Source organism: Streptomyces sp. NPDC005820 (assembly GCF_040630255.1).
GTDB lineage: Bacteria > Actinomycetota > Actinomycetes > Streptomycetales > Streptomycetaceae > Streptomyces.
The window spans coordinates 1-16,569 of the sequence record NZ_JBEXXE010000028.1 but is presented as its reverse complement, the minus strand read 5'-3'; the positions used below and the strand labels follow the sequence as shown (position 1 = coordinate 16,569).

Sequence of the window (16,569 nt, the reverse complement as noted above, 5' to 3'; positions counted from 1 at the left end):
GGCGTCCGCGCAGGTAGCGTCCGCTGCATGGACAGCCGTACCGACCACCGACCCGACAGCCAGGACGCCGGCATCACCGTGCGGCGGGCGCTGGAACTGCCCGGCCTGCGCAGCGGGCTGCCCGAGATCCTGGCGGGCGCGGACCGGCTGGGGCGGACCGTGCGCTGGGTGCACGCAGGCGAGGTCCCGCACATCGCCTCCCTGCTCAAGGGCGGCGAGCTGCTGCTGACCACGGGCTACGGCCTCGGCACCCGGCCGGCCGAGCAGCGGGCGTTCGTGCGCACCCTGGCCGAGCGGGGCATCGCGGCCCTGGTGATCGAGCTGGGCCCGCGCTTCACCCGGCTGCCCGCGACCCTCGTGGAGACGGCGCGGGCGAACGGCCTGCCCCTGGTGCAACTGCACCGCGAGGTGCCGTTCGTGACGGTCACGGAGGAGATCCACACCGAGATCGTCAACGGCCACTACGCCCTGCTGCAGCGCGCGGAGGAGGTGCACCGCCGCTGCACGGAGGCGCTGCTGGGCGGCGGCGGGATCCCGCAGGTGCTGGGCATCCTGGCCGACTTCGGCGGCAACCCGGTGTTCCTGGAGACGACGGACGGTCAGCTGCTGTACGCCGCCGGGGAAGGACCCGAGGGGGCGGATCCGCTCCAGGTGTGGGAGGGGCTGCGCGGCCCGCGCAAGGACGCGCCGCCGCCCTCCGGTTCGGTGCTCGTGGACGTGCCCGGGGGCGGGCCGGGGGCGGGTTCGGTGCGCGCCCGGCTCGTGCTGCTGCCCGTGCGCGGCCCGCTCGCTCCGGTGCACCGGATGGCCGCCGAGCGGGCGGCGGGGATCCTGGCCGTGGTGCTGATGCAGGCCCGTCAGGAGGAGGAGCTCGCGGCACGCGGCCGGGGCGACTTCCTGACCGATCTCGCCGAGGGCCGGATCACGGCGGAGGACGCTCCGGCGCAGGCCCGCGTCCTCGGCTTCAAGCCCGGCGCCGGCCCGCTGCTGCCGGTCGTGATGCGGCTGGGCGACATGATCGCCCCGGGCGGGGGCTGGGCGGTGCTGGCCCGGGCGGTGGCGGAGGAGCTGGCATCGGTGGGCGTGCCGGTGCTGCTCGGCGTGCGGCCGGTGGAGGGCCGGGTGCCGCTCTTGGTGGGCCTGCGGTCGGAGTCGGAGCGGTCGGCGGTCGCGGACCGGGTCGCCGCGGCGCTGCGGGCCGGGGTGGAACGGGCCGGGATGCGGCGGCCGGGCGCCCCGCCGCCGATCGTGGTCGTCGGGGTGTCGGGCGGCTGGGCGGCGGCCTCGGCGGGCCTCAGACACGCGGCGGAGACGGCGGCCGCCGCGCAGGGGCTGTCGGACCGCCCCTGGTACGACGCCCGCCGCCTCGACATCGACCTGCTGCTGTGGCGGCTGCGCGACCACCCGGACCTGGCGGCCTTCGTGGACCGCGCGATCGGCCCCGTCCGCGACCACGACCTGCGCTCCAAGCCGCCCCTGCTGCCCACCCTGGAGACCTATCTGGCCCACGCGGGCCGCAAGGCGGAGACGGCCCGCGAGCTGCACCTCAACCGCCAGACGCTCTACAACCGCCTCGCCCGCATCGGCGAACTGCTGGGCACCGACCTGGACGATCCGCAGACGGTCCTGGCCCTCAGCCTGGCCCTGCGCGCCCGCCGGCATCTGCCCTGAGCGCGCCGCCGCGTCAGATCATCGGCAGCGGCTGCGTCAGCTCGTCGTAGACGCTCAGGACCTGCGCGACGGTCTCGTCCTCGGTCGGCCAGGTGGCCGCCTGACGGGTCCCCAGGTCCCGCAGCCGCTCATACCGGTCCGGATCGTCGAGCAGGCGTACGACGGCCTCGGCGAAGGCCTGTGCGTCATCCGGCGGGACGAGTACGGCGGCCTCGCCGACGAGTTCGCGGATCCCGCCGGCCTGGGCGGCGACCAGCGGCACGCGCGCGTGGAGGGCCTCCTGCGCCAGGACCGAACGGGCCTCCTCGCCGCCCGGCAGCAGCGCGAGGTCGGCGGCGGCGAGCAGCGCGCCGACGTCGTCCCGCCTCCCGAGCAGCGCGACCGGCAGCTCCTCGTCCTCGATCCGGCGCTGGAGCGCCGGCCGCAGCGGGCCCTCCCCGGCGATGACGACCAGGGGCACCGGATCCAGCCGGCACCACGCGTGCGTGGCGTCCAGCAGCAGGTCGTAGCCCCGGTGCCGGTCCAGCGAACCGACGGCCATCAGCAACGGGCGGCCGATCGCGCCGAGTTCGGCCCGCACCTTGGAATGCGGCCGTTCGGCGTCCTCGGGCTCCTCGGGCTCCTCGGCCGTGCCGGGTCCGGGCAGCGCCACACCGGCGAGCCGGGCGTCCCTGGCGCCGGTGCGGCGGGCCCGGTCGACGAGGTCGGAGGTGGTGCCCAGCACCACGGCGGCCGCCTTCGCCACCCGCCGCTCCAGCAGCCGCAGCAGATGCGCGCGGGCGCCCTCGGCACGGGCCCGGCTGTGCCAGGTGACGACGAGCGGGGTGTGGCGCCCGCCGAGCGCGAGAACGGCCCGGAAGGAGGCGTGCAGCCCGTGCGCGTGGACCACGTCGGCGTCCGCGCAGGCCGCCCGCAGCGCCGCCACCGATCCCGGGTCGCTGCTACGCGGCACGTGCACGTGTGCGGCGCCGACGCCCGTGAAGTCGTAGAGGTGCTCGGCCTCGGACGGGGCGCACACCGTCACCCGCACGCCCCGCGCGACGAGCCCCGCGGCCAGGGAGCGCACGTGCGCGCTGCTGCCGGCGTTGCCGCCGCCCAGCACCTGCACGGTGCGCAGCGGCGACTGGCCGTGCGCTGAGTGGCTGCTCACGCGGGCGGGGCTCCTGGTTAGGCGTGGGACGGTCACGAAGGAACGTACTGGGGGGCCGGCGGAGGGGCGGACCGCTCGGCTTCCTCCGTACCAAGCCCAAGGATGCCAGCACGCACGGGTGTTCCGTGCCGCCCGGCCGCCGGACCCCCGGCGACACGGCCGTACATGTCACCCACACGAGCGAAGAAACCCAGGGATCCGTTCGATTACAGCCCGGGGTGCCGGGTCCCTGGGGCGCCTCTCTCCTCGCTCACGCGTCCGCGCGGGCCGCCTCCAGGAGTTCCTCCGCGTGGGCCCGGGCCGTCTCCGAGTCCTCCTGCCCGGCCAGCATCCGGGACAGCTCCCGGATCCGCTCCTCGCCCTCCAGGACCTTCACACCGGACCGGGTGACCGACCCGTCGTTGGTCTTCTCGACCAGCAGCTGCCGGTCGGCGAACGCGGCGACCTGCGGAAGGTGGGTGACGACCACGACCTGCGCGCTCTTGGCGAGCTTCGCGAGCCGCCGCCCGATCTCGACCGCCGCCTTGCCGCCGACCCCCGCGTCGACCTCGTCGAAGAGGTACGTCGGCACGGGGTCGGTCCCCGCGAACACGACCTCCACGGCGAGCATCACACGCGACAGCTCACCGCCCGAGGCGCCCTTGGCGATGGGCCGGGGCGGGGCGCCCGGGTGCGGGGCGAGCAGCAGCTCGACCTCGTCGGCGCCGGAGGGCCCGTAGGCGACCGTCCGCCCGCCGACCTCGACGCCCTCCGCGTCCTCGGTCTGCCGGATCGCGAACGACACACGCGCGTGCGGCATCGCGAGGGACGCCAGCTCCGCCGTCACCGCCGCCGCGAACCTCTCCGCCGCCTCGGTCCGGGCGTCCGTGAGCGCCTGGGCCAGGCCGCCCAGTTCGGTCCGCAGCGCGTCCCGCTCGGCGGTCAGCTCGTCGATCCGCTCGTCGTCGCCCTCCAGCTCGGTCAGCCGCGTCACGCTCTGCTCGGCCCAGGCCAGCACCGCGTTCACGTCCGGCCCGTACTTGCGGGTCAGCGCGGTGAGCGCGGCCCGCCGCTCCTCGACGGCCGCGAGGCGCAGCGGATCGGCGTCGAGGTCGTCCGCGTACCCGGCGAGCTCGCCCGCCACATCCCCCAGCAGGATCCCGATCTCCCCGATCCGGTCGGCGAGGGCGGCGAGCCTCGGGTCGTAGGACCGCACGGCCTCCAGGGCCCGCTGGGCGCCCGCCACCAGGGTCGCGGCGTCGATGCCCTCGGGATCCTCCGGATTGCCCGCGAGAGCGGCGTGCGCGGCCGTGGCGGCCGAGGACAGCGCCTCGGCGTGCCCGAGCCGCTCGGCCTCCTCCGCGAGCTCCCCGTCCTCCCCGGCGCGCGGTTCCACGCCGGACACCTCGTCGAGGCCGTAGCGCAGCATGTCGGCCTCCTGGGCCCGCTCACGCGCACGGGTGACGATCTCGTCGAGCTCGACGGCGACGGCCCGCAGCCGACGGTAGGCCTCGGTGTACTTGGTGAGGGGCACGGCGACGGCGTCCCCGGCGTACCGGTCGAGGGCCTGCCGCTGCCGGGACAGCTTCAGCAGCCCCTGCTGGTCGGTCTGCCCGTGCACGGCCACCAGCTCGTCGGCCAGCTCGGCCAGCACGCCCACCGGCACGCTGCGCCCGCCGACGTGCGCCCGCGACCGCCCCTCGGCGGAAACGGTACGGCTGATGAGCAGCGCACCGTCGTCGAGCTCGGCGCCGGCCTCCTCGGCCCGTACGGCCACCGAGGCGCCCGGGGGCACGGCGATGCGCCCCTCGACGACCGCCCGCTCGGCGCCGATCCGCACGAGCGCGGCATCGGCGCGCCCGCCCAGCAGCAGCCCGAGGCTGGTGACCACCATGGTCTTGCCCGCACCCGTCTCACCGGTGACGGCGGTGAACCCCGGCGACAGCTCGACGACCGCGTCGTCGATGACTCCGAGCGACCGTATCCGCATCTCCTCCAACACGGAGAAGACCTTACGAGGTCCGACCCGAAGAGTGCGAGGCACCCTGTCACCCGGGCGAGTGGAGCTTGTCTTACCAGTCCCCCGCCACCCCCTACCGACCGCTAATGCCGAGCCCCCCGCCACCCGGAAACGGGCAGAGCGAACTTCGCCACCAGCCGATCGGTGAACGAAGCATGATGCAGTCGGGCGAGCCGCACCGGCACAGCCCCCCGCCGCACCTCCACCCGGGCCCCCGGCGGCAACTCGAACGTCCGCCGCCCGTCACACCACAACACCCCCGGCGGAATGTGCGGCAACAGCTCCACGGCCAGCACGGAATTCGGCGAGGTCACCAACGGCTTCGCGAACAGCGCATGCGCACTGATCGGCACCATCAGCAACGCCTCGACCTCGGGCCACACCACAGGCCCACCCGCCGAGAAGGCATAGGCGGTCGACCCGGTCGGCGTGGACAGCACGATGCCGTCACACCCGAACCCCGTCACCGGCCGCCCGTCGATCTCCAGCACGACTTCCAGCAGCTTCTCGGCGCCCGCCTTCTGCACGGCCGCCTCGTTCAGCGCCCAGTCCGTGTGCACGATGTCCCCGTTGCGATGCACGACGACATCGACGGTCATCCGCTCCTCGACCTCGTACGCCTTGCTGACCACCCGGTCGACGACCTTGTCGAGGTCGTCCCGCTCGGCCTCGGCGAGGAACCCGACGCTCCCGAGGTTGACGCCGAGCATCGGCACCCCGGACGCCCGCGCGAACTCGGCGCCCCGCAGCAGCGTCCCGTCACCGCCGAGGACGATGAGCAGCTCGCAGCCCTCCAGGCAGTCCGGAGTGGCCTCGGCGACCAGTTCCACCTCGTCCGGCACATGCAGGTCGGAGGCCTCGTACTCCAGGACGCGCACCCCGATGCCCTCGCGCAGCAGCCCCTTCACCACCAGTTCCGCGCTGCGGATGGCGGCGGGCCGGCCCGTGTGGGCGAGGAGGAAAACAGTACGGGTTCGGTTCTCGGTCAACGCGGCCCCTCCGCAACTGCACGGTCAACGTCGGCCGGGTCCAGGGCAGGCGCCCCGGCCCGGAGCCACAGAAAGTACTCGACATTGCCCGACGGCCCGGGCAGTGGACTGGCGGTGACACCCTTCACGCCGAGCCCGAGGTCCCACGCCTTGCCGGCGACGCCGCGCACCGCCTCGGCCCGCAGCCGCGGGCTGCGCACGACGCCCCCGCTGCCGAGCCGTTCCTTCCCCACCTCGAACTGCGGCTTGACCATCATCACCAGATCCGCGTCCGGCTCGGTGCACCGCTCCAGGGCCGGCAGCACCAGCCCGAGCGGGATGAAGGACAAGTCCCCCACGACAAGATCCACTGGCTTCCCATCGATCGCTTCAAGCGTCAACTCGCGTACGTTCGTACGGTCCTTGACGGTGACGCGTTCATCGCTCTGCAGAGACCAGGCGAGTTGTCCGTATCCGACGTCGACGGCGACGACGTGCGCCGCGCCGGCCCGCAGCAGCACATCGGTGAACCCGCCGGTGGAGGCCCCGGCGTCCAGCGCCCGCCGCCCCTCGACGACGAGCCCCTGCGGCACGAAGACCTCGAGCGCCCCGGCGAGCTTGTGCCCGCCCCGGGAGACGTAGTCGGGCTCGTCGTCGTCCACGGCGACGACGATCGCGGCGGCCGTCTCCACCTGGGTGGCGGACTTGGTCGCGACGGTCCTGCCGACGGTGACCCGCCCCGCGGCGATCAGCTGCCCGGCGTGCTCCCGCGACCGCGCGAGCTTGCGGCGGACCAGCTCCGCGTCCAGACGGCGACGTGCGACTCCTGCCACGTTCGGTTCAGCTCCTAATGCCGTGCGAGGGTGTGCCATACGAGGGTGAAGGCGCCCTCTGGTCGTACGAGGGTGAGGGCGCCGGAGGTCCCGGGCGGGCGTCGAGCGCGGTGAGCGCGTCGCGCAGCCCCCGGTGTACATCCTCGTACACCTCGAGGTGTCCGTCGGTGGCGAGGTGGTCGGCGTCGGCCAGCCGGTCCAGCTGGGCGTCGACCTCGGCGTTGCCGGTGGGAGTGCGGGGGACGGCCAGCGGGGCGGGCGCGGCGGGGTCGTACTCGGGTTCGACCGCCGGGTCCGGTGCGGCCTCGTTCTCCGGCACTGTGTCGCTCATGCCCAGACGCTACCCCGAACCCCTGGGGTACCGTCGATCGCGATGGCCACGATCGAGGAGTGCCGTGCGGCGCTCGAGAAGCTCTCGGAGAACATGCGCAGCGCCGAAGGGGACGCGCGGACCGCCGCGTCCCTGGACCGTTCGGTGAGCTGCCGGATCACGGACCTGGACGTCACCTTCGTCGGCCGGATGACGGGCGGCCGGATCGTGGTCCAGGACACCCTGCAGGGCCCTCCCCGGGAGAAGGCCCAGATCAGACTGACCATGACGGGCGAGGACCTGGTCGCCCTGGTGAACGGCGAGCTGAACTTCGCGAAGGCGTGGGGCTCGGGCCGGGTGAAGCTGGAGGCGGGCCTACGGGACCTGTTCCAGCTCAGGAAGCTTCTGTAGCGACAGCGACCGCCTGCCGGGCCCCGGCCCGCGCCGTGCGCGCCGCCGGCACCACCAGCGGCGTACCGGTCTCCGGGTCGTCGATGACCTGGCAGCGCAGCCCGAAGACCTCCTCCACCAGAGCGGCCGTGACGATGTCGTTCGGCGCGCCCTGCGCGATGACCTCGCCGCCCTTCAGCGCGATGAGGTGGGTGGCGTACCGGGCCGCGTGGTTGAGGTCGTGCAGCACGGCGACGAGCGTGCGGCCCTGCTCCTCGTGCAGCTCGGCACAGAGGTCGAGGACGTCGATCTGGTGCTGGATGTCGAGGTAGGTGGTCGGCTCGTCGAGGAGGAGCAGCGGGGTCTGCTGGGCGAGGACCATCGCGATCCACACCCGCTGGCGCTGACCGCCGGACAGCTCGTCCACGTACCGGTCGGCGAGCCCGGCCACACCGGTCTGTGTCATGGCCTCCTGGACGACCCGCTCGTCCTCGGCCGACCACTGCCGCAGGATGCCCTGGTGGGGGTAGCGGCCCCGGCCGACGAGGTCGGCGACGGTGATCCCGTCCGGCGCGATCGACGACTGCGGCAGCAGGCCCAGAGTGCGCGCGACCTTCTTCGCCGGCATCGACTGGATGACCTGCCCGTCGAGCAGCACCCGTCCCGTCGACGGCTTCAGCATCCGCGACAGCGCCCGCAGCAGCGTGGACTTGCCGCACGCGTTGGGGCCGACGATCACCGTGAAGGAGTTGTCGGGTATCTGCACCGACAGCTGCTCGGCGATGACCCGCTGGTCGTAGGCGAGGGTGACGTTCTCGGCGGACAGGCGGTTCACGGTGCTCCCTGGGTCGTTCTGGTTCATATCCGGCCCGCCTTGCGCTCGGTGACGAGGAGCCACAGCAGGTAGACACCGCCGAGGACGCCGGTGACCACGCCCACGGGCAGCTGTCCGTCGCCGAACAGCCGCTGCGAGGCCCAGTCGGCGGTGACCAGCAGGGCGGCGCCCATGCACAGCGAGGCCAGGAGGTTGGGGCCGGGCGAGCGGGTGAGGCGCCGGGCGAGCTGCGGCGCGGTGAGCGCCACGAAGCTCACCGGGCCCGCGGCGGCGGTGGCGGCGGCGGTGAGCAGCACGGCCGACACCATCAGCACCAGCCGGACGCGCTCCACCCGCACCCCGAGCGCGTGGGAGACGTCGTCGCCCATCTCCATCATCCGCAGCCCGCGCGCGTTGCCGAGGACGAGCGGGACGAGGACACAGACCAGGACGAGCAGCGGCCACACCTGCTTCCAGTCCCGTCCGTCCAGCGTGCCGGTCATCCACACGACGGCCCGCGCCGCGTCCACGAAGTCGGCCTTGGTGATCAGATAGCCGTTGACCGCGGTCGCCACGGCCGACACACCGATGCCGACGAGCACCAGCCGGTAGCCGTGCACGCCGCGCTTCCAGGCCAGCAGATAGATCGCGGCCCCGGTCACCAGCCCGCCGACCAGCGCGCCGACGGTGACCTGGGTGGTGGTCCCGGAGAACAGCACGATCATCACGAGCGCGCCGGCCGTCGCCCCCTGCCCGAGGCCGAGCACGTCGGGGCTGCCCAGCGGATTGCGCGACACGGCCTGGAACAGCGCCCCGCCCAGCCCCAGCGAGGCCCCGACCAGCAGTCCGACCAGCACCCGGGGCAGCCGCAGCTCGTTGACGATGAGCTCCTGGCCGGGGTTGCCCTCGCCGAACAGGGTCTTGACGACGTCCCCGAACGAGATGGGGAAGTCGCCGGTACCGATCAGCACCACGCTCGCGGCGAACGCGGCGGCCAGCAGCAGCACGACGACCACGAGGGCCCGCACGTCCAGCCGCACCGACAGCCCGCCGGGCGTGCGCAGCGCACGCGCCCCCGTGGTCTTCCGGGTTGTCTCCTCGGTCCTCACAGCTGGGCCGTCCTCCGCCGTCGTACGAGAAAGATGAAGACCGGCCCGCCGATGATCGCGGTGATGATGCCGACCTGGACCTCCGAGGGGCGGGCCACGACCCGGCCGATCACATCGGAGCCGAGCAGCAGCACCGGCGACAGGATCGCCGCGTACGGCATGATCCAGCGCAGGTCGGGGCCGGTGAAGGAGCGGACGATGTGCGGGACCATCAGCCCGACGAACACGATCGGCCCGCAGGCGGCGGTCGCGGCCCCGCAGAGCACGGTCGCGGCGAGCATGGCCAGCGCCCGGGTGCGGTTGAGGTTCGCGCCGAGCGCCTTGGCGGTGTCGTCGCCCATCTCCACCGCGTTCAGCGGCCGGGCGAGGGCCAGCGCGAGGGCCGTACCGGCGACCAGGAAGGGCAGCACCTGCCGGATCGTCCCGTCGGTCGCCGAGGACAGCGAACCGACCGTCCAGAACCGCATCCTGGCCAGCGCCGCCTCATCCATGATCATCACGGCCTGGAGATAGCCGTACAGCGCGGCGCTGATCGCGGTGCCGGCGAGCGCGAGCCGCACGGGCGTGGCCCCCCGGCTCCCGCCGAGGAACCAGACCAGCGCCCCGACCGCGGCCGCCCCGAGGAAGGCGAACCAGACATATCCGGTCAGGCTGGTCACCCCGAGGAAGGTGATGGCGGTGACGACGGCGGCCGAGGCGCCCGCGTTGATCCCGAGCAGCCCGGGGTCGGCCAGCGGATTGCGCGTCAGCGCCTGGAGCACGGCTCCGGACAGCCCCAGCGCGGCACCCACCAGCAGCCCGAGGACGGTCCGCGACAGCCGCTCGTCGACGACCACGTCCGCGTACGTCCCCGAGTCCGCGAACAGCCCGTGCCAGACCTGGGCGACGGACAGCTCCTTCGCCCCGACCGCGATGCTCGCCACCGCGACCACGGCGAGCACCGCGACGGCGCCGAGCAGCCCAAGGGAACGGACCGCCCGGCGGGTTGGGGGCGCGGGGACGGTCTCCGCGCGCTGTTCGGGAACGCTGTCGACCAACACGCAGTTAGGTTAGCCTACCCTGCTAAACAGGTCGGGTCCCGAGTGCGGGCTCACAGCCCCAGCCGCGCCAGCGCCTTCCCCCCGTCCAGCGCGCAACTCCCCTCCCCCGCAGCCGTCCAGGCCGCCGCGCACAGCGCCCGCAGCCCGTCCAACGCCCCGCCGTCCCCCTCCAGCTCCAGCCGCTCCTGCCCCGCCGTCGCCGTCCACCCACCGCACCGGAAACCCTCCCCGGCCTCGGTGACCTCCGGCTGCCCGGTGAGCAGCCCGCGCAGATCGGCGTCCACGAACGTCGGCCGGTGCTGCGGCGGCGCCGCCAGCAGCTGCGCCCCGTCGGTGACACCGGTCAGGACGAGCAGCGAGTCCACCTCCCCGTTGAACGCCCCCTCGATGTCGGTGTCCAGCCGGTCCCCGACCACCAACGGCCGCTCCGCGCCCGTCCGCAGGATCGTCTCCCGGTGCATCGGAGGCAGCGGCTTGCCCGCGACCTGCGGCTCGGCACCGGTCGCTATCCGCACCACCTCCACCGCCGCCCCGTTGCCCGGCGCGATCCCCCGACCGCTCGGAATCGTCAGATCGGTGTTCGACGCGAACCACGGCACCCCGCGCGCGACGGCGTACGACGCCTCGGCGAACCGCCCCCACGGCAGATCCGGCCCGCCGAACCCCTGCACCACGGCCGCCGGATCGTCGTCCGCCGACTCCACCGGTACGAGCCCCCGCTCCCGCAGCGCGACCCGCAGCCCCTCCCCACCGATCACCAGCACCCGCGCCCCCGCCGGCACCTGCTCACTGATCAGCCGCGCCACCGCCTGAGCCGAGGTGATGACGTCCTCGGCCCCCGTCGGGATCCCCAGCTCGGTCAGATGCCCGGCCACCGTGTCCGGCGTCCGCAGCGCGTTGTTGGTGACATACGCGAGGTGCATCCCGCCCGCACGAGCCGTGGCCAGCGACTCGACGGCGTGCACGATCGCCGCCCCGCCCGCGTACACCACCCCGTCCAGGTCGAGCAGCGCCGTGTCGTACGCCTCGCTCAGGGCCCGCCCACTGCCCTCGGGCCTCGTCCTGACGCTCCGGCTCATTCCACACCGCTCCTCGCTCGATCCGCTTTCCCTCGATCATCCCGCACGCCACCGACACACGTACGATGCCGGGATGAACACTGCAGGTCACTCGGAAGCAACGGCGCCCCGAGGCCTGGAACTCACCCCGTTCCGAGGCCTGCGCTACGACCCCGACCGGGTCGGCAGCCTCGCCGCCGTCACCTCCCCGCCGTATGACGTCGTCGTCCGCCCCGACGGCCTGCACCAGCTCCAGGACGCGGACCCCTACAACATCGTCCGCCTGATCCTCCCCCAGGCCACCACGCCCAGCGCCCGCAACGAACAGGCCGCCGACGCCCTGCGCCGCTGGCTCGCCGAGGGCGTCCTGACCGCCGACCCCGAACCCGCCCTGTACGTCTACGAGCAGCGGCACACCGACGGCATGCTCCAGCGCGGCCTCATCGGCACCCTGCGCGTCACCGACCCGGCGGAGGGGATCGTCCTCCCCCACGAGGACGTCATCGAACCCGTCGTGGCGGAGCGCGCGGCCCTGATGCGCGCCACCTACGCCAACCTCGAGCCCCTGCTCCTCACCTACCGCGGCAACGGCACGGCGGCCGAGATCGTCGACCGCACCGCCGAGCGCCCCCCGCTCCTCTCGACCACCACCGAGGACGGCTACCACCACCGCCTCTGGGCGATCACCGACCCCGCCGACCAAACCCTCGTCCGGGCCGACCTGGCCCACCACCAGGCCCTGATCGCCGACGGCCACCACCGCTGGGCCACCTACCGCCGGCTCCGCGCCGCCCACCCCTCCCCCAGCCCCTGGGACCACGGCCTGGTCCTCCTGGTCGACACCGCCCGCTACCCCCTGCGGGTCCGCGCCATCCACCGCCTCCTGCACGGCCTGCCGGTCGCCGAGGCCCTCACCGCGGTACAGGACCTGTTCCGGGTCCGCCATCTGCGCGTCCCCCTCCCCGAGGCCCTGGAAGCGCTGGCGGACGCGGCCTGCGCCGGAAACGCGTTCCTGCTGGCCGGCGACGGCGCCTTCCACCTCCTGGACCGCCCGGACCCGGCCCTCCTGGCCCGTACGGTCCCGCAGGACCGCCCCCAGGCCTGGCGCACCCTGGACGCGACCGTCCTGCACGCCGCGCTCCTCGCCCACGTCTGGCACATCCCCGAGGACGACCCGACCCGTATCGCCTACATCCACGACACCGCCGCCACCGTCCGCAAGGCGGAACGCGGCGGCACCACGGCGGTCCTCCTCCACCCCGTACGCGAGGAGGTCGTCCGCGACCTCGCACGCCAGGGCGTCACCATGCCCCGTAAATCGACGTCGTTCGGCCCCAAACCGGCCTCCGGTCTGGTCCTGCGAGCACTCGACGTCTGAAAAATCTTCGGGAAAAGTCGCGGGCGATGTCGAGAACCCGCGTCGGGCTCCGTCCCCGTGGTGAACGCGACCAGAATGGGTCGCACAGCACCGAGGAGACACACCATGGCCAAGTACCTGTTGCTGAAGCACTACCGCGGCGCCCCGGCGGCGGTGAACGACGTGCCGATGGACCAGTGGACGCCGGAGGAGATCTCGGCGCACATCCAGTACATGCAGGACTTCGCGGACCGGCTCGAGAAGACCGGCGAGTTCGTCGACGGCCAGGCGCTCGCCCCCGAGGGCCAGTGGGTCCGCTACGACGGTGAGGGCCGCCCGCCGGTCACCGACGGCCCGTTCGCCGAGACCAAGGACCTCATCGCCGGCTGGATGATCATCGACGTCGACAGCCCCGACCGCGCCGTCGAACTGGCCGGGGAACTGTCGGCCGCCCCCGGCGCGGGCGGGAAGCCGATCCACGAGTGGCTCGAGGTACGCCCCTTCTACACCGCCCCGCCCACCATCACGGAGTGACCCCACCCATGGACGAGGCCCTCCTGCGGAGCCTCACACCGAACGTCCTCGCCGTCCTCGTCCGCCGCGGAGCCGACTTCGCGGCGGCCGAGGACGCCGTGCAGGACGCGCTGGTCGAGGCGGTCCGCGTCTGGCCCGCCGACCCGCCCCGGGACCCCAAGGGCTGGCTGATCACGGTGGCCTGGCGCCGCTTCCTGGACGCGACCCGCGCGGACGCCGCCCGCCGCCGCCGCGAGGACCTCGTCGACGAGGAGCCGCCCCCCGGCTCCACCCCCTCGGCGGACGACACGCTCCAGCTCTACTTCCTCTGCGCCCACCCGTCCCTCACCCCGCCCTCCGCCGTCGCGCTCACCCTGCGCGCGGTCGGCGGGCTCACCACCCGCCAGATCGCCCAGGCCTACCTGGTGCCCGAGGCGACCATGGCCCAGCGCATCAGCCGCGCCAAGCGCACCGTCTCCGGCGTCCGCCTCGACCGACCCGGCGATGTCGCCACCGTGCTGCGCGTCCTCTACCTGGTCTTCAACGAGGGCTACTCCGGCGATGTCGACCTCGCCGCCGAGGCCATCCGTCTCACCCGGCAGCTCGCGGCCGCGATCGACCACCCCGAGGTGTCCGGGCTGCTGGCCCTCATGCTGCTCCACCACGCCCGACGCGCCACCCGGACCGCACCCGACGGCAGCCTGGTGCCCCTCGCCGACCAGGACCGCGACCGCTGGGACACCCGGTCGATCGCCGAGGGTGTCTCGATCCTTCAGGCGGCTCTGGCCCGCGACCGGCTGGGCGAGTTCCAGGCCCAGGCCGCCATCGCGGCCCTGCACGCCGACGCGCCCACCGCGGAGGAGACCGACTGGGTGCAGATCGTCGAGTGGTACGACGAACTCACCCGGCTGACCGACAGCCCCGTCGTCCGCCTCAACCGCGCGGTCGCCGTCGGCGAGGCCGACGGACCCCGCGCCGGCCTTGCGGCACTCGCGGCACTGGACGACTCACTGCCCCGCCACACCGCCGTCGCGGCCTACCTCCACGAACGCGACGGCGACCCGACGACGGCGGCCCGCCTGTACGCCGAGGCGGCCCACAAGGCCCCCAACCTCGCCGAACGCGACCACCTGACGCGCCAGGCCGCCCGCCTCAACACCCGCAGGAACCACTGACCCGCAAACGCAGAAGGGGCAGGTTCCGCCAGGAACCTGCCCCTCACTCACTTACACGGCGACGTCTGCGACGTTCAGGCCCTCAGTCCTCGTCGTCCGGCTCGTCGCCGTCCTCGTCCTCGTCCTCGTCGTCGTCCTGCGTCTCCCCGGCCTCGCTCGCGCCTTCGCCTTCACTCTCGCCCTCGCCCTCGCCCTCGCCCTCGTCGAGAGCGTCGACGAAGTCCACCCCGTCCAGCTCGGCGAGCCGGTCGGAGGCGTCCGTGCTGCCGTCCCGGTCCGCCTCGACGGCCTTGGCGAACCACTCCCGCGCCTCGCCCTCACGGCCGGCGGCCAGCAGCGCGTCGGCATAGGCGTACCGCAGCCGCGCGGTCCACGGCTGTACGGAGTTGGAGGCGAGCTCGGGGCTCTGCAGCGTCACGATGGCCGCGTCCAGCTGCCCCATGTCCCGCCGGGCACCGGCCGCGACGAGCCGCATCTCCACCTGGCCGGCCTTGTCGAGCTTGTGCACGTCGGGGGCACCGGCCATGTCCAGCGCCTTCTCCGGCCGGCCGAGCCCACGCTCGCAGTCGGCCATGACGGGCCACAGCTCCGCCGACCCGGTCATCCGCCGCGCGGCCCGGAACTCGGCGAGCGCCTCGCTGTACTTCTGGTTCGCGTACGCCGCGAACCCGGCCGCCTCCCGCACGGCGGCGACCCGCGACGCGAGCCGCAGGGCCACCCTGGAGTACCCGTAGGCCCCCTCGGGGTCCTCGTCGATCAGCCGAGCGACCATCACCAGGTTCCTGGCGACGTCATCGGCGAGCGTCTTGGGCAGGCTCTGCAGCTCCTGCCGTACGTCCTTGTCGATCTCCTCGCCGGTGACGTCCTCCGGGATCGGCAGCCGCTTGATCGGCTCACGGTCCCGGTCCCGCTCGTCACGGAACCGACCGCCGCCCCGCCGGTCGTCACCGCGCCGGTCGTCCCTACGGTCGTCACGGCCCCGGAAACCGCCGGGCCGCCCGCCCCGATCGTCCCGCCGGAACCCACCACGTCCACCGCGATCGTCCCTACGGTCGTCACGCCGGTCATCACGACGATCGTCCCGCCGGTCATCGCGGCGGAAGGCCGGCCGGTCACCACGGTCGTCACGCCGGAACCCACCCCGGTCGTCACCACGCCGGTCATCCCTGCGGTCATCCCTGCGGTCGTCGCGGCGGTCATCGCGGCGATCGTCACGCCGGTCGTCCCGACGGAATCCGCCACGGTTGTCGTCGCGCCGGAAGGCCGGCCGGTCACCACGGTCGTCGCGCCGGTCGTCGCGCCGGAAGGCCGGCCGGTCACCGCGGTGGCCGCCGCGCTCGCCGCCACGCTCGTCACGGCGATCATCGCGCCGGTCGTCGCGCCGGAAGGCCGGCCGGTCACCGCGGTCGTCCCGCCGGTCGTCACGGCGGAAGCCGCCGCGCTCGCCCCGCTCGTCGCCGCGCCGGTCGTCCCTACGGTCGTCACGGCGCCCGTAGCCGCCCCGGTCACGGTCCCGGTCGCCGAACCCGCCACGGTTGTCGTCGCGCCGGAAGGCCGGGCGGTCACCGCGGTCGTCCCGACGGTCGTCACGCCGGAACCCGCGGTCCCGGTCGTCCCTACGCGGCCCACGGTCACGGTCGTCGCGCTGGAACGCGGGACGGGGGCCACGATCGCCCTCGCGCCGGTCATCACGGCGGTCGTCCCGACGACCGTACCCACCACCACGGTTGTCGTCGCGCCGGTCGTCACGACGGTCGTCGCGGCGGAACCCGCCACGGTCGCCGCGCTCACCACGGTCGTCCCGACGGCCGTACCCACCACCGCGGTTGTCGTCACGCCGGCCGTGACCACCGCGCTCACCACGGTCGTCGCGGCGGAAGCCCCCGCGATCGCCGCGGTCACGGTCTCCGCGGTAGCCGCCCCGATCGCCGCGATCCCCACCGTCCCGTCGCTGCTGGTCGCGCTCCGGTCGGTCGTCGGGAGAGTTGGTGGACATCGGTGACTCCTGTCTTCGGTACCGCAATCATTCTAAAAACGAAAGGACCCCTGGTCCCAGCTGAACGCTGGGACCAGGGGTCCTTTCCAAAGATTGTTCGGCGGTGTCCTACTCTCCCACAGGGTCCCCCCTGCAGTACCATCGGCGCTGTAAGGCTTAGCTTCCGGGTTCGGAATGTAACCGGGC

16 protein-coding genes and 1 rRNA gene are annotated in these 16,569 nt (G+C 73.7%); 6 read left to right on the top strand and 11 right to left on the bottom strand.

Features of this window, described 5'->3' with window-relative positions; translation table 11 throughout:
• Positions 1-27 precede the first annotated feature (27 nt).
• The gene (locus ABZ464_RS30895) at positions 28-1,671 is read left to right on the top strand and encodes a PucR family transcriptional regulator (protein WP_359282110.1); all 1,644 of its coding nucleotides are present in this window, start codon (positions 28-30) and stop codon (positions 1,669-1,671) included.
• 13 nt (positions 1,672-1,684) lie between these two features.
• On the opposite strand, the gene ABZ464_RS30890 is transcribed toward ABZ464_RS30895, so the two are convergent.
• From ABZ464_RS30890 to ABZ464_RS30870, 5 genes are all read right to left on the bottom strand, one after another.
• Positions 1,685-2,821: a glycosyltransferase family 4 protein gene (locus ABZ464_RS30890; RefSeq protein WP_359282107.1), complete on the bottom strand. Its 1,137-nt coding sequence runs from the start codon at positions 2,819-2,821 to the stop codon at positions 1,685-1,687.
• A gap of 250 nt (positions 2,822-3,071) precedes the next feature.
• Positions 3,072-4,790: a DNA repair protein RecN gene (recN, locus tag ABZ464_RS30885; protein ID WP_359282372.1), complete on the bottom strand. Its 1,719-nt coding sequence runs from the start codon at positions 4,788-4,790 to the stop codon at positions 3,072-3,074.
• 113 nt (positions 4,791-4,903) lie between these two features.
• Positions 4,904-5,809, bottom strand: coding sequence for an NAD kinase (locus ABZ464_RS30880; RefSeq protein WP_059203299.1), 906 nt, complete (start codon positions 5,807-5,809; stop codon positions 4,904-4,906).
• On the bottom strand, positions 5,806-6,621 hold the full coding sequence (locus tag ABZ464_RS30875; RefSeq protein ID WP_359282105.1) for a TlyA family RNA methyltransferase: 816 nt from the start codon (positions 6,619-6,621) through the stop codon (positions 5,806-5,808). Before ABZ464_RS30875 ends, ABZ464_RS30880 begins: the two co-directional genes overlap by 4 nt.
• Positions 6,622-6,628: 7 nt before the next feature.
• Positions 6,629-6,952 (bottom strand): hypothetical protein, encoded by a 324-nt coding sequence (locus tag ABZ464_RS30870; protein WP_359282102.1) that lies wholly within the window; start codon positions 6,950-6,952, stop codon positions 6,629-6,631.
• A gap of 42 nt (positions 6,953-6,994) precedes the next feature.
• Between ABZ464_RS30870 and ABZ464_RS30865 the strand changes: the two genes are divergently transcribed.
• Positions 6,995-7,342, top strand: a complete 348-nt coding sequence (locus tag ABZ464_RS30865) for an SCP2 sterol-binding domain-containing protein (RefSeq protein ID WP_359282100.1) — start codon at positions 6,995-6,997, stop codon at positions 7,340-7,342.
• Here ABZ464_RS30865 and ABZ464_RS30860 read toward each other — a convergent pair.
• Genes ABZ464_RS30860 through ABZ464_RS30845 form a run of 4 tightly spaced genes read right to left on the bottom strand, consistent with a single transcriptional unit; the run spans position 7,326 to position 11,363 of the window.
• Complete coding sequence (locus ABZ464_RS30860) at positions 7,326-8,183, bottom strand: ABC transporter ATP-binding protein (protein ID WP_359282097.1); 858 nt, start codon at positions 8,181-8,183, stop codon at positions 7,326-7,328. The two genes, ABZ464_RS30865 and ABZ464_RS30860, sit on opposite strands and share 17 nt — an antisense overlap.
• Entirely contained in the window at positions 8,180-9,244 is a 1,065-nt protein-coding gene (locus ABZ464_RS30855; protein WP_359282095.1) for an iron chelate uptake ABC transporter family permease subunit, read from the bottom strand. The genes ABZ464_RS30860 and ABZ464_RS30855 overlap by 4 nt, the downstream gene beginning before the upstream one ends.
• Positions 9,241-10,284 (bottom strand): iron ABC transporter permease, encoded by a 1,044-nt coding sequence (locus ABZ464_RS30850; protein WP_359282092.1) that lies wholly within the window; start codon positions 10,282-10,284, stop codon positions 9,241-9,243. Before ABZ464_RS30850 ends, ABZ464_RS30855 begins: the two co-directional genes overlap by 4 nt.
• A gap of 50 nt (positions 10,285-10,334) precedes the next feature.
• A complete protein-coding gene (locus ABZ464_RS30845; protein ID WP_359282089.1) occupies positions 10,335-11,363 on the bottom strand; it encodes an HAD hydrolase-like protein in 1,029 nt (342 codons plus the stop codon).
• Between the two features lie 73 nt (positions 11,364-11,436).
• Here ABZ464_RS30845 and ABZ464_RS30840 point away from each other — a divergent pair, with 73 nt between their 5' ends.
• The 3 genes from ABZ464_RS30840 to ABZ464_RS30830 all read left to right on the top strand — a co-directional run bounded on the left by ABZ464_RS30840 (position 11,437) and on the right by ABZ464_RS30830 (position 14,387).
• On the top strand, positions 11,437-12,720 hold the full coding sequence (locus ABZ464_RS30840; RefSeq protein ID WP_359282088.1) for a DUF1015 domain-containing protein: 1,284 nt from the start codon (positions 11,437-11,439) through the stop codon (positions 12,718-12,720).
• A gap of 105 nt (positions 12,721-12,825) precedes the next feature.
• The gene (locus ABZ464_RS30835) at positions 12,826-13,233 is read left to right on the top strand and encodes a YciI family protein (RefSeq protein ID WP_359282086.1); all 408 of its coding nucleotides are present in this window, start codon (positions 12,826-12,828) and stop codon (positions 13,231-13,233) included.
• Positions 13,234-13,241: 8 nt separating this feature from the next.
• The gene (locus tag ABZ464_RS30830) at positions 13,242-14,387 is read left to right on the top strand and encodes a DUF6596 domain-containing protein (protein WP_359282084.1); all 1,146 of its coding nucleotides are present in this window, start codon (positions 13,242-13,244) and stop codon (positions 14,385-14,387) included.
• 82 nt (positions 14,388-14,469) lie between these two features.
• Here ABZ464_RS30830 and ABZ464_RS30825 read toward each other — a convergent pair whose 3' ends face one another.
• The gene (locus ABZ464_RS30825; protein WP_359282370.1) at positions 14,470-15,267 is read right to left on the bottom strand and encodes a hypothetical protein; all 798 of its coding nucleotides are present in this window, start codon (positions 15,265-15,267) and stop codon (positions 14,470-14,472) included.
• A gap of 444 nt (positions 15,268-15,711) precedes the next feature.
• Here ABZ464_RS30825 and ABZ464_RS30820 point away from each other — a divergent pair, with 444 nt between their 5' ends.
• On the top strand, positions 15,712-16,389 hold the full coding sequence (locus ABZ464_RS30820; RefSeq protein ID WP_359282393.1) for a hypothetical protein: 678 nt from the start codon (positions 15,712-15,714) through the stop codon (positions 16,387-16,389).
• A gap of 89 nt (positions 16,390-16,478) precedes the next feature.
• Here the strand turns inward: ABZ464_RS30820 and rrf are convergent.
• Positions 16,479-16,569: ribosomal RNA gene (gene rrf, locus ABZ464_RS30815) — 5S ribosomal RNA — on the bottom strand; the annotation flags it as partial.

What these genes read in the sequence shown, in the direction of transcription:
- ABZ464_RS30860 (WP_359282097.1), bottom strand. Translation starts at nt 8,183, where the DNA reads ATGAACCAGAACGACCCAGGGAGCACCGTGAACCGCCTGTCCGCCGAG.
- ABZ464_RS30840 (WP_359282088.1), top strand. Translation starts at nt 11,437, where the DNA reads ATGAACACTGCAGGTCACTCGGAAGCAACGGCGCCCCGAGGCCTGGAA.
- ABZ464_RS30835 (WP_359282086.1), top strand. Translation starts at nt 12,826, where the DNA reads ATGGCCAAGTACCTGTTGCTGAAGCACTACCGCGGCGCCCCGGCGGCG.
- ABZ464_RS30845 (WP_359282089.1), bottom strand. Translation starts at nt 11,363, where the DNA reads ATGAGCCGGAGCGTCAGGACGAGGCCCGAGGGCAGTGGGCGGGCCCTG.
- ABZ464_RS30895 (WP_359282110.1), top strand. Translation starts at nt 28, where the DNA reads ATGGACAGCCGTACCGACCACCGACCCGACAGCCAGGACGCCGGCATC.
- ABZ464_RS30865 (WP_359282100.1), top strand. Translation starts at nt 6,995, where the DNA reads ATGGCCACGATCGAGGAGTGCCGTGCGGCGCTCGAGAAGCTCTCGGAG.
- recN (WP_359282372.1), bottom strand. Translation starts at nt 4,790, where the DNA reads ATGCGGATACGGTCGCTCGGAGTCATCGACGACGCGGTCGTCGAGCTG.
- ABZ464_RS30870 (WP_359282102.1), bottom strand. Translation starts at nt 6,952, where the DNA reads ATGAGCGACACAGTGCCGGAGAACGAGGCCGCACCGGACCCGGCGGTC.
- ABZ464_RS30830 (WP_359282084.1), top strand. Translation starts at nt 13,242, where the DNA reads ATGGACGAGGCCCTCCTGCGGAGCCTCACACCGAACGTCCTCGCCGTC.